The sequence below is a fragment of the Vibrio sinaloensis genome, assembly GCF_000808535.1.
Classification (GTDB): Bacteria; Pseudomonadota; Gammaproteobacteria; order Enterobacterales; family Vibrionaceae; genus Vibrio; species Vibrio sinaloensis_D.
Genome location: NZ_JWLV01000047.1, coordinates 155,216 through 168,387 on the forward strand (window position 1 = coordinate 155,216; position 13,172 = coordinate 168,387).

Below are 13,172 nucleotides of genomic sequence, written 5' to 3' on the forward strand. Positions count from 1 at the left end.
TGCCGCTTTATTGTAAAAGCTTTATTGATAAATAGTTAATTCTTTTAGGAGTGGTAAGAGGTGAAATGTTTGAGAATGTGATTGAGGTTCTATTTAAACTTCTAAGAAATCAGTCGCTCACAGAACTTCTAACTTGAGAAACTTATTATTTTGGTCAGTTGTTAAACGAAACCGCCCTTTTACACCAATTTGACTAAGAAATGGTCTGAACTTGGTTGCAGGTAATTGTAGACGTAACCCGTTGTCAGTAACGACTAAAACACTGCTTGCAGCACCATTGTAGTGAGCAAGGAAAGTTTGATATGAGATGTTTAAGGAGAAGTAATAGTAGTTCATGGTCAATAAAGTAACACTTTTGGTACCAACCGAAAAATACTGTATAAATAAACAGTAGCACATAATTGTGCTACTGTTTTAACCCGTCGATTAAGCTTCGAGCGCTTTTGTTACTTTTTCGAACAGGTCTTTTGCCAAGTTGTCCATTGATTTAAGCGCTTCAAGCTCAGCTTTTATCAAGGCTTGACGCTCTTCATCGTATTTACGGAACTTCAGCAACGGATCAATCAATCGAGAGGCGACTTGCGGGTTACTGCTGTTCATCTCTTTGAGGATCTCACCTGCAAACTTGTACCCTTCGCCCGTTTTCGCATGGAAACGCACTGGGTTCATGTTTAGGAACGAGCCAATCAAGCTACGAGTACGGTTTGGATTCTTAAGACTGAACGCTTCATGATTCATTGTCTCTTTAATCACTTCCAACACGTTCTCTGCCGGATTACAGCCTTGTAGCGCAAACCACTTGTCCATAACCAGACCATCGTGCTTCCATTTATCGCTGTAATCAGCCATTAAGGCTTCACGACAAGGGAGTTGTGCGCTGTTTGCTGCTGACATCGCCGCCACAGTATCGGTCATATTATTGGCTTCGAAGTACTGTTTTTCTGCCAGTTGATTACCTTGCTCTGTGTACGCCAGATACGCTAACGCTGTATTACGCAACGAGCGCTTGCCAATTGCAGGGTGATCCACTGTGTACTCCGCTTGATTCAAACTGTGGTACAACGCTGTCAACTCGTCTTCAAGTTCTGTCGCCAGTTTCACCTTAATTGCTTTTAGAACGCTCGCCACCGCGTCAACGTCTACGGTTTTGTACCAGCCAGACACTTCGTTGTGACTCGGAACTGACATCATTTCCGCAATGAAGGCAGGTTCAAGAGAATCAGAAAGCAGAACACCTCGGAACGCATCGATCAGTGATTCAGGCAAGGCGACTTCCTCACCATTTTGCACAGCCGTCACATTACTACGAATGTATTTCGCAAGCAGCATCTGCCCTGCATCCCAGCGTGCAAACTCATTGCGCGCGTGAACCATCAAAAAGATCAGTTCTTCATCACTGTAATCGTATTCTAGAATAACAGGTGCTGAGAACTCTCTTAGCAATGACGGAATCGGCTCTTCATTCACGTTTTCAAACACAAACGTCTGCTTGTCTTCTGTTACGTCTAGGACGTTATGAACTTTTTCACCGTTACGGCGTAACTCAATAACATCACCATTCGCGGCATACAGTTCCACATCGAAAGGAATGTGTAACGCTTGCTTCTCTTTTTGTTCGTGTGTCGCCTCTGTCGATTGAGAAATTGTTAGTGCATAAGTTTTCTGCTCTGCATCGTAAGTGCTTTCCACAGAAACGGTTGGTGTACCTGACTGGCTGTACCACAAGCGGAACTGTTTCAAGTCTACGCCAGAGGCATCTTCCATTGCCGCAACAAAGTCTTCACAAGTTGCAGCAGTACCGTCATGACGCTCAAAGTACAGCTTCATGCCCGCTTGGAAACCTTCTTCGCCTAATAAAGTGTGCATCATACGAATAACTTCACTGCCCTTTTCATAAACGGTTAGGGTGTAGAAGTTATTCATCTCGATCACTTTTTCAGGGCGAATCGGATGAGACATCGGACTTGCATCTTCAGCAAACTGAGGGCCACGAATGATTCGGACATTGTTGATTCGGTTTACTGCACGAGAACCTAAATCAGAGGAGAACTCCTGATCGCGGAAGACGGTTAAACCTTCTTTTAAGCTCAGTTGGAACCAATCGCGACATGTCACTCGGTTGCCCGTCCAGTTGTGGAAGTATTCGTGACCAATAACCGCTTCGATACCTAGGTAGTCTGTGTCTGTCGCTGTTTTCTCATTGGCTAAAACATATTTAGAGTTGAAGATGTTTAAACCTTTGTTCTCCATTGCGCCCATGTTGAAGAAATCAACCGCCACAATCATGTAGATGTCTAGGTCGTACTCTAAGCCAAAGCGCTCCTCATCCCACTTCATGGAATTGATGAGCGAGGTCATCGCATGGGGTGCACGATCAAGGTTGCCTTTATCAACGAAGATTTCTAGCTCAACATTGCGACCAGATTGCGTCACATATTGGTCGCGCAGAACATCAAAGTCACCCGCGACAAGTGCAAACAAGTAGGCTGGTTTTGGGTGCGGATCTTGCCACTGAACCCAGTGACGGCCGCCTTCAAGATCCCCTTCTGCAATACGGTTACCGTTGCTCAACAAGTATGGGTATTGCGCTTTTTCTGCGATAACCTTGGTGGTGTACTTGGCCAACACATCTGGTCGGTCTAGATAGTAGGTAATGCGACGGAAGCCTTCAGCTTCACATTGCGTACAAAATGCACCGCCCGACTTGTACAAACCTTCTAACGCAGTGTTCGCTTCCGGATCAATTTCAGTGACAATGGTGAGTTCGAATTGTGCAGGAAGTGCGTTAAGCACCAGCGCGCCTTCCACTTCTTGATAATCTTCCCAAGCAGTGCCATTTACAGAGACACTCACCAGTTTGAGGCTTTCACCATCAAGGCGCAGTGATGCCTCGTCTCTGAGTTGTTTTACTTGTGAAACGGCGGTAACGATCGTTTCTTTGTCATGCAAATCAAACGTCAAATCCAATTCAGTAATGGTGTGTGACGGTGATAAATAATCTTTACGATACTTGGCTTGTGGAGTCTGAGCCATGTCGAAATCCTTCTGACTGATACTAATGAAGACACTCACATTCTATGAGTGGGGCGAACGATAAAAGATTCTCATCCGCAAAGTGGCAGTTAGCTTACAACTCTATGTGCAAAAAAACGAGGTATTCTCTACAAATACCTCGTTTTTTGCCTATTGTTCAAACATAAATCAAACTATATGGCTACAAAAGCGTCGTTCGTCATATAAAATGACTGTCATATCCTTGGTGATCACCGTATTCTATTGAGCACTGCGTACATACCGCCTTCTTCACCTTCTAAAGTCAGGACGTCTCGATTGAGTGTGTAACGTGTATCGTGTTCACCATCTTCGTATAAAAGAACCAGTTGATCCCCTTCGGTATAGTAGACACCTTGATGAATAGCCTCATCACCATCTTCGTTAGCCACGCGGAAAGTAAAAACAAAATCGGGCTGAAGGACCAGATCCATTCTTCGAACGTCACTAGCAAGTAAATCATCACCAGCAAGATGCTCACTAGACCACATACCGGCAAGAGAATTAGACAGCGCTTTGGTAAAGGTCACACCATTTAGGTTAAGCAGATTGTGATTAGCTGAATACTGGTAGACTTGAGGCTCAGATGTATTGAGACCAAGAATAATGGTGTCATTGTTAGCGTTGTATAACCCTTCCCAGTGATCTACCGAGTAGTCCTTTTTCTGTATATCAATAACGAAACTGTAGTTTGAGTTGAGTGAGAGCTTAATCGCTAGAAAGTTTTCTTGAGAGTTTTCTGGGTTAGGATTGATTAAATACCAGTCCCCTAATAAAAAAGGCTGATCAAATTGGGTAAGATCCGCATTGTCTTTGTTTTGATTTGCAGACGCAGTTAGGCTAAAAAGCAAGCAAAAAAGTCCGAACCATTTCATAACATACCCTCACTCTTTTTCTTTAAGCTTAGGCAGATTCGTTCTATTTGGCTAAAAAATTGATCTAAATCACATTAATTATTGACATAAAAAAAGCGAGCCACGTGGGCTCGCCTTTCTAAGCTGTTGAAACTACGATTTAATCATGTCTACCGTAATCGCGACAGCTTCATTCAAGTAAGCGTCTGGCGCTTCATAATCTTTAGGGATATCGTCCAAAGATTTGAATTCTGCTTCACCTTTTGCTTTCTGACGTTGGTTAATTCGTGCTAGACGATCAGCGTCAGCTTTATCTGCTTCGGCTTTGCGAACTTTTTCATTCAAAGAAAGCGTGTTGTCATCTTTCTCTGCCTTGTACTTTTCAATGTCCTCGGCAATGAAACGAAACTCCAAGTCTTCCGCAATTCTAGCTTGGTGCTTGACGCTTAACTCACTGATAAGCTTTTCGTTACGGCGTAACACATCATATTTTGCCTTGTCGATACTATCCCACGGCAACGCATTGTCTTCTACGCTCTCGCCTGTTTCACTTGGATCGACTGCCGTTGGAAAAGCAATATCCGGTGCAACACCTCGATTTTGCGTACTACCGCCATCTATTCGATAAAACTTTTGGATTGTGTATTGCACATAACCCAACTCTTTGTCGAACAAATCATAGATGTGATTTAACGAGCGGTGCTGCTGCACTGTACCTTTACCAAAAGAGTTTTCGCCTAAAACTACGGCACGGCCATAATCTTGCATCGCCGCGGCAAAAATTTCAGAAGCTGATGCACTGTAGCGGTTAACTAAAACAGTCAACGGTCCTTCGTAGCTAATCTTACCGTCGGTATCGCTATTAACATTCACTCTACCATAGCTGTCTCTAACCTGTACCACAGGGCCACTGGTAATAAACAACCCAGACAACGCCGTCGCTTCCGTTAACGCACCACCACCATTGTTACGCAAATCAACAACAATACCGGCAACGCCTTTCTGTTTGAGTTCACTAATCAACTTGTCCGTATCTTTTGCAAGACCAACGTAGAAACTTGGAACTTCAAGCACCCCAATTTTCTTGCCATCTTGCTCGATAACTTCCGCTTTCACTGCACGATCTTCAAGTCGAATCTTATCTCGTACGATGGTGATCACTTCCGCTTTGCTATCCTTACCTTCTGGGAGAATTTGCAAGTTAACTTTGGTGCCTTTCGGGCCTTTGATCAGTTGCACGACGTCATCTAAGCGCCAGCCAATCACATCAACGACCTCTTCACCATCTTGTCCGACACCGATAATCCTGTCACCTTCGGCAAGTTGCTTGCTATTGGAAGCAGGTCCACCAGCAACTAACGAGCGAATGACCGTGTAATCATCTGTCATTTGCAAAACGGCGCCAATGCCCTCAAGAGACAGGTTCATTTCAGTCTGGAATTGATCGGCACTTCGCGGAGAAAGGTAACTTGTATGAGGATCGACTTCACGAGCAAACGCGTTCATGTAAAGTTGAAACGCATCTTCGTTGTGAGTTTGACTAAGACGTTTAAGCGCATTGTTGTAACGCTTGCCGAGAACATCTTTGATCTCATCCCAGTCTTTACCCGTCATCTTCAAGTTGAGCGCGTCATACTTAACACGTTTGCGCCACAACTCGTTTAGCTCAGCGGTGTCTTTAGGCCAAGCAGACTCACTGCGATCAAGCTCGATAGTCTCGTCGGTATCGAACGTCATCTCTTTGTCTAACAAAGACAAAGCGTATTGGAAGCGTTCATAACGACGTTTCATGGATAGATTGTACGCATCAAAGGCAATCTGGTTTTCACCCGACTTCAACTGATCATCAATGCCCAGGGCCAATTTATCTAGTTGGTCAATGTCAGATTGAGTGAACACATTACGATTGTAATCAAGCATCCCAATATAGCGGTCAAAAATCGCTTTTGAGAACTGATCATTCAACGTGAAGTGTTTGTAATGGGAACGAGTAAAGCGAGAGGTCACACGCTTACTTGCTGTGGCGTGCTGAGCTTCCGGTGCTAATGTGGGTAAATCTTCTAGACCAATCTTTGCTTCTAGAGCTTGGGCTGAAGACGCTGCTAGCCATAAGCTAGCAGCAATCAGCGACAGTTTTGAACGGCATTTCATGCGTAGGAGACTCTCCTTTATGCGCGTAGGTGCTCCGCTTTCACAACCATTTGTAGGCCGTTAGACAGTTGAACACGCACATCTTCCTTATTGATTTCAACGATAGTCGCAGCCATATTTCCTTTGCCCATGTTCACGTTTACTGCGTTGCCAACTTTCACTTCGTCAGCAGTCAGAGCGCGTGTTTCCACTGGCTTCTTGGCTTTTTGCGGCTTGTTTTGTTGTGGGCGACGGCTTTGAGGCTTCTTCGCAGCCGGCTTAGCTTTCGCCTTACCCTCTTCGCGCGCTTTTTGAGCTTGCTCTTTACGACGAGCTTGAACTTTCGCTTTACTTTCAGCTAATGCTGTTTTTGCATGTTCTACGTGTTCTTCTTCAAGTTCACCCGCTGGGTTACCATCTAAATCAACACGTACTGCACCAGGTTTTACACCGTGTAGGTAACGCCATGATGAAGTGTACTGTCTTAACGCTGCACGAAGTTGTGTTTTACTCACTTTTGGATCGTCACTTAGACGTTCCGCAAGATCTTGAAAAATACCAATTTTAAGTGGCTTTGCTTCACCTTCTAAAGTAAAGCACTTAGGGAAACATTCAGCAATGTATGCAATGATTTCTTTGCTGTTTTTTAACTTTTCAGTGTTTTCCATGTGGGTTCCTGGTTATTGCGGACTGTCCGCGAGCATTAAGATAAATATTTCAGGTATTATAGTGACCTGCATGGGAAAAACCACAGTGAAAAGCCAATTTATGCCTTGATAGCGTGTGAATTGAGCAGCTTTTCTACTTCTGCCATTAAAAACGTCAGTCCTTCTTCGTCGATCTCACTAAAACGACCAACCACAGGGCTATCGATATCTAATACGCCAGCAACCTCACCCGAGATCGAAAATGGAATCACGATTTCAGAGTTACTTGCCGCATCACACGCAATGTGCCCTTCAAATTGATGAACATCATAGACACGCTGAACACTGTTCGTTGCAACTGATGTCCCGCACACCCCGCGCCCTACTGGGATTCGGACACATGCTGGGTTCCCTTGAAAAGGACCGAGCACCAACTCTTCCTCTTTCATCAAATAGAATCCGACCCAGTTGATGTTATCGAGTTCCATGTTAAGCAAGGCGCTCAAGTTGGCTAAGTTAGCAATCAGGTCTTGCTCGCCTTCAAGTAGTGCGACGGCTTGTTTGGTTAAACGTTGATACTGTTCTAATGTCATAGTGACTGCTGTTCCGTTTGAATTTAGAGACTTCGTTAATGAATTTACGTACAATTCCATAAACCATTAAATAGTAAGCATTCTCATTATAATGAATCCTAGTAACAACACTATTAGCCGTTCTTGGTTGATAAGACAAGTAAAATTACACAAGTCTAAACTCGTGTTTGCCAACATCATCGCCATCATAGCGACGTTAATCAGTGTCCCGATCCCACTTTTAATGCCTCTGATGGTTGATGAGGTACTTCTCAATCAACCTGCAAATGGCGTTGCAGCCATGAACTCGGTGCTGCCGTCTTCATGGCAAACGCCAACAGGCTATATTTTCCTAACTCTTGCGTTAGTGATTGTAATGCGAAGCGCGAGCCAAGCGTTGAACATCCTGCAAAGTCGCCAGTTTACTTTGGTGTCAAAAACCATCACGTTTCAAATGCGAAGTAAGATGATCGATAAGCTCGGTCGCATAAGCATTCGTCAATATGAAACCCGCGGTAGTGGCGGCATCAATGCTCATCTCGTCACTGACGTCGAGACAATTGATCAATTCATAGGCTCTACACTGAGCAAGTTTTTAATCAGCCTGTTCACTGTTATCGGTACCGCTGGCGTGCTGCTGTGGTTAGATTGGCGCCTGGGTCTGTTCATTTTGCTGGTCAACCCCATTGTTATCTATTTTTCTCGCAAGTTAGGGAGCAAAGTTAAGCACCTAAAAAAGAAAGAAAACCAGTCATTTGAACATTTTCAAAATCGACTCGTCGAAACATTGGATGGTATCTATCAGCTTAGGGCCGCCAACAGAGAGCGCGAGTTTCTTGATGAACTAAAGCAACAGGCTAATGCTATCCGTATTGATGCAGATAAATACGCTTGGCAGTCTGAGGCAGCAGGAAGAGTATCTTTTTTGCTGTTCTTGCTAGGATTTGAACTGTTCCGCGCCGTTGCCATGTTAATGGTGCTGTTTAGTGACCTCACTATCGGGCAAATCTTCGCTGTATTTGGTTATCTTTGGTTTATGTTAAGTCCCGTACAGGAGCTGCTCGGCATCCAATTCTCTTGGTACAGTGCAAAAGCAGCGCTTGGCCGAATCAATCAATTGCTTGAGCTTGAGGAGGAGCACCGCCCTGTAAGTAAAGTAAATCCATTTAACAAAGAGTCCGATGTAGATATCAAGCTCGAGAACATTTGCTTTTCATACAACGAAGAAAATGAAGTGTTAAGAAGTCTGAGCTTGCACATTCCAGCGGGTAAAAAAGTAGCTTTAGTCGGAGCGAGCGGAGGCGGAAAATCAACCTTAATTCAATTACTCATTGGAGTATATCGTGCCAACTCTGGAACCATTCGCTTCAATGATGAAACGGTTGAAGATATCAGTTTTGAGGTTATCCGCGATCAGATTGCTGTGGTTTTACAACAACCTATACTCTTTAATGACACTTTAAGGCATAATCTAACGCTCGGCGCACATTACGATGACTTGAAGTTATGGCATGCGTTGGAAGTGGCACAGCTACACGATGTCATTGAACAGCTCAGTGATGGGTTAGAAACACAGATAGGGCGAAGCGGCATTCGTTTATCTGGAGGGCAGCGCCAGCGACTAGCAATTGCTCGGATGATATTGAGCGATCCAAAATTTGTGATTCTCGATGAAGCCACGTCAGCGCTAGATACAGCAACAGAAGCGGCCTTGCATAAAGCATTGACCGAGTTCTTACAAGGACGCACGACGTTGATTGTCGCTCATCGACTTTCTGCAGTTAAACAAGCTGACCTCATTTATGTTTTGGAAGATGGTCAGGTGACACAAACGGGTACACATGGTGAGTTGGTTGAACAACAAGGCTTATATCAAACCCTGTATGGCAGCGTACAATCGCACGCCTAAAACTCAACTCGCCACTATTAATAGAGGGTGGTTATGAATCACCCTCCTCGAATAAAACCGCAATATCACCAAACTCAAGTGAAATCACTTCGCCTTTGCCAAGGGTGTGAGTTACCCGTTGATACTTTCGCCCTCGAAAAGGGTAAAAACGCATACTGCCCCCGCTGCGGAACCCAGCTGTACCGAGGAGGCAACCCTTCTCTTTCTGGCAATTTGGCGATCGCGGTAACTTGTCTACTGCTTTTTATACCCTCACACTTTTTCAACTTCATCAGTATTCGCCTGTTTGGTGTCATGATTCCTGCAACGCTCCCTCATGGAGTATGGACCTTGATGCAGGAAGGGTTTGTCATGCTGGCTTTACTGATTTTTTTCTGCAGTTCCATTGCCCCACTGATTCTATCCGCCTCGGTTGTTGTCGCTCATGTCGCGGTTCAGCAGCGAGCGTTCCGTGCACTTAAGTATTCGCTCGCCCTTATTCAGCATCTTAAAGTCTGGGTAATGATTGACGTTTTCCTTATTAGCGTGGCTATTTCGTGTTTTAAACTTCAAGATTATTCAGACATTTTTGTTGGCCCCGGTCTGATCGGATTGGTTTTGCTTCAGGTAGCAACGGTATTACTAGTGACTCGAGTTAGCGTACGTCGTTACTGGGAAGAATATATGCCAGAGCGTACGCTGCCAATGAAGAACAAAACGCTACACTGTCACAGTTGTCACCTCTCTCAACCAGAAGGTGAGCACTGTATTCGTTGCCATAACCCGATCCATCATCGCAAACCCAACTCTATCCAAAAGACTTGGGCCTATTTGTTTGCTGCTTCTATCGCCATATTCCCAGCAAATTTTATCCCGATTTCAATCTTGATGACCAACGGAAAACGATTAGAGGACACCATTTTTTCTGGTGTTGCTGGTCTGGTTAAAAATGGAATGCCTGGTATCGCCGCGATTATTTTTATTGCCAGCATTGTGGTACCTGTGGCTAAGATTCTTGGCCTGAGTTACATCCTTCTCGCGATCAAGTTCAAGCGAAGCATCTTCCACAGACAACGGATGATCATCTATTTCGTCGTCAAATGGATTGGTCGTTGGTCGATGATGGACCTGTTTGTTATTTCCATCATGATGACTCTCGTAGACCGTGGGCAAATTCTTGATTTCACCCCAGGCTTTGGCGCAGTTGCGTTTGGCTTGGTGGTAATATTTACTATGCTGGCAGCAGAAAGCCTCGATCCCCGCTTGATTTGGGACAACTATAAGCAACCATCGAACAATAGAGAATCGATAAATGAGTAACCCTTCCCCGTCACAAAATTCGTACTCACCCGACGTCAAGAAGAGTCGCGGTATATCCCCTTTATGGTTGTTGCCTATTCTCACCGTCATCTTAGCCGGATGGTTGGTTTTCAAGGCCATTCAAGATGCGGGCGAGCGGGTTCAAATCTACTTCTCGGAAGCCTCTGGTTTGATCGCGGGAAGAACCACGATTCGCTATCAAGGTCTTGAAGTGGGTATGGTCAGAGACATCAACTTAGCGAAAGATCTTCAAAGCATCTATGTCGAAGCGGATATCTACCCTGAAGCAACCAAACTGCTTAACGAAAACACTCGTTTTTGGATGGTCAAGCCAACCGCTAGCCTTTCTGGCATCTCAGGTCTAGATGCATTAGTTTCGGGTAACTATATCGCGATTTCTCCGAGTGACGAGCCCGGCGATCCCGAGACTGTTTTCCGTGCGTTAGATAGAGCACCTGCGGATTTGCTAGCAGAGCAAGGATTGTCAGTAACTCTACGTGCCCGAGACTTAGGTGGCGTTTCCATAGGGTCGAAGATTGTCTATCGGAAGATTCCTATCGGTGAAGTCTACAGCTATCAACTTGATGACAAGGCAAAAAATGTACTTATCAAAGCCGCCATCAAAGAAGAGTATCGCCACATTATCACCGGTGATAGCCGTTTTTGGAATGTCAGTGGCATCGGCACAAAAATTGGTTTCGACGGTGTCGATGTTCGATTGGAAAGCATGAGCGCGCTTATTGGCGGCGCTATTGCCGTTGACTCTCCTGAAGGGGGCGAGCCCATTGGTGATGACACGGTATTTCGCCTCTACCCAGACTTAAAAACGGCCGGACGCGGTATCGCAGTTAAGATCCAATTACCGGATGACAATAACATCAGTGCATCAGGTGCCCCGATCATGTATCGCGGCATTGAAATCGGCCAAGTCACCGACCTACAGCTTAGAGATGAACGGAAAAACATTGTTGCATTTGCGGCGATCCAGCCTGCTTTCAGCGATATGCTGACATCAGGGTCGCGTTTCATTCTAGAGGAAGCGACCGTGTCACTTTCTGAAGTTAAAAATCTATCCAACTTGGTAAAAGGCAACTTCCTGACCATCGTGCCCGGTGAAGGCAAACGCACAAGAAACTTCACCGCAATTCGTCAGAATGATTTTGACCGCCAGCAAGCCCGTTCAATCGAGGTTAAGCTGCTTGCCGACAACTCATTTGGCTTAGATAAAGGCGCGAACATCCTATACAAAGGTATATCGGTCGGCTCTGTTGCTGGCGTGAAGCTCGTGGATGACAAAATCCATATCGACACCTTAGTGGATGCCGAATACGCTCACCTCATCAAATCTAAAAACCGCTTCTTCGTAACAGGCAGTGCAAGCGCAGAGCTTACTGAATCTGGCTTAAACATCAATGTTCCACCCGCCAAGCAACTACTAACAGGCTCGATTAGCTTTGTCAGCGAAGGGGAAAACTCAGCCAAAGAGAGCTATCAGCTTTATCAAAGTAAATCATTAGCTGAGTTGGCTAAATATAACTTGTCAGGTTCTTCGAAGTTAACACTCTTTGCTCCAGAACTTCCTCCCGTAAGCAAGGGAAGCCCTCTGCTCTATCGCAACCTACAAGTGGGCTCAATTGCCGACTTCCATCTTGTCGATGGTGGCGTGGTGATTTCTGCCAGTATAGAGAACCAATACAAGCACTTGGTTACTGAACAAACCGTTTTCTGGAACCGCTCTGGCATCGAGGTCGACGCGGGATTGTCTGGCGTGAGCGTTAAAGCTGCACCATTAAAATCTCTTATCCAAGGTGGCATCGCCTTTGATTCATTACCCGGCGTAGACAACAAACAAAACGGCAAGTGGGTACTCTACAAAGATTTCAAAACAGCACGTAAGTTTGGTCAGGTTATTACCCTCTCTCTTAGCGGAGAAAATTCGCTCACTCAAGGAACCGACATTAAATACAACGGAGTAAAAGTCGGTGAAGTTACACTGGTGACGCCTCGATTCAATAGCAATAAAGTGGATATCAAAGCGCGTATTTTGCCCGAATATGCGAGCAAAATAGCGGTCAGCGGATCTTACTTTTGGTTAGCCAAAGCAGAGGTCAGCTTAAGCGGTGTACGTAATCTAGAAAACTTGATCAGTCAGACCATTAGCGTCAGCCCAGGTAAAGGTAAGGCAGCCACTCAATTTGCCTTACACACGCAAGAGCCAGCGCTAAAAGGAGTGACATTCACTCTTCAAAGCGAAACACGCGGCTCGATTGCCAAGGGGACGCCTGTACTCTATCGAGAAATTGAAGTGGGCAGCGTGACTGGAGTTGAGCTTGGAGAGTTCGCTGACCGAGTCATCACAGAGATTTCCATTCATCCTCAATACGCCTACTTGGTGCGTCAAAACAGTATTTTTTGGAATACCTCAGGACTTGACGTGTCAATTGGCATTAGCGGTGCCAACATTAAGGCAGGAACAGTAGATAGCTTGGTTCGTGGTGGTATCACGTTCGCAACGCCTCAAGATAAGCAGCTTCGTCCGGTAGCGAAACAAGGCCAATCATTCTTCCTACACGCACAAGGTGAAGAACAATGGAAACAGTGGCGCACACCGATACCTAAACCCTAACAAGACTTTTAAAACGCAGCCAACCGCTGCGTTTTTTGTTTTGATTGGTTATAATCCCTGCCCCTTTACCTCCTCAGAGATAGA

At 45.2% G+C, this 13,172-nt stretch carries 9 protein-coding genes; 3 read left to right on the forward strand and 6 right to left on the reverse strand.

The features are described from left to right. Positions 1-117: 117 nt before the first annotated feature. The 6 genes from RJ47_RS21100 to RJ47_RS18695 form a co-directional block, all read right to left on the reverse strand. Positions 118-336 carry a DUF2835 domain-containing protein gene (locus RJ47_RS21100; RefSeq protein ID WP_038141471.1) on the reverse strand — a complete coding sequence of 73 codons (219 nt, stop codon included), beginning with the start codon at positions 334-336 and terminating at the stop codon, positions 118-120. A 90-nt stretch (positions 337-426) separates the two neighbouring features. Beyond that, entirely contained in the window at positions 427-3,033 is a 2,607-nt protein-coding gene (pepN, locus tag RJ47_RS18675) for an aminopeptidase N (protein ID WP_039486153.1), read from the reverse strand. 230 nt (positions 3,034-3,263) lie between these two features. Then, positions 3,264-3,926: a hypothetical protein gene (locus RJ47_RS18680; protein WP_039486155.1), complete on the reverse strand. Its 663-nt coding sequence runs from the start codon at positions 3,924-3,926 to the stop codon at positions 3,264-3,266. A gap of 132 nt (positions 3,927-4,058) precedes the next feature. After that, entirely contained in the window at positions 4,059-6,056 is a 1,998-nt protein-coding gene (gene prc, locus RJ47_RS18685; protein WP_039486157.1) for a carboxy terminal-processing peptidase, read from the reverse strand. 17 nt (positions 6,057-6,073) lie between these two features. Then, positions 6,074-6,703, reverse strand: coding sequence for an RNA chaperone ProQ (proQ, locus tag RJ47_RS18690; protein WP_038141462.1), 630 nt, complete (start codon positions 6,701-6,703; stop codon positions 6,074-6,076). Between the two features lie 98 nt (positions 6,704-6,801). Then, entirely contained in the window at positions 6,802-7,275 is a 474-nt protein-coding gene (locus RJ47_RS18695) for a GAF domain-containing protein (RefSeq protein ID WP_039479338.1), read from the reverse strand. 91 nt (positions 7,276-7,366) lie between these two features. On the opposite strand from RJ47_RS18695, the gene RJ47_RS18700 reads away from it, so the two are divergent. From RJ47_RS18700 to RJ47_RS18710, 3 genes are read left to right on the forward strand one after another with little or no spacing between them, the layout of a single operon-like run. Next, entirely contained in the window at positions 7,367-9,163 is a 1,797-nt protein-coding gene (locus tag RJ47_RS18700; protein WP_039486159.1) for an ABC transporter ATP-binding protein, read from the forward strand. A 33-nt stretch (positions 9,164-9,196) separates the two neighbouring features. Further along, complete coding sequence (locus tag RJ47_RS18705) at positions 9,197-10,462, forward strand: paraquat-inducible protein A (protein ID WP_038186834.1); 1,266 nt, start codon at positions 9,197-9,199, stop codon at positions 10,460-10,462. After that, a complete protein-coding gene (locus RJ47_RS18710) occupies positions 10,455-13,088 on the forward strand; it encodes a PqiB family protein (RefSeq protein WP_039486161.1) in 2,634 nt (877 codons plus the stop codon). The genes RJ47_RS18705 and RJ47_RS18710 overlap by 8 nt, the downstream gene beginning before the upstream one ends. Positions 13,089-13,172 lie beyond the last annotated feature (84 nt).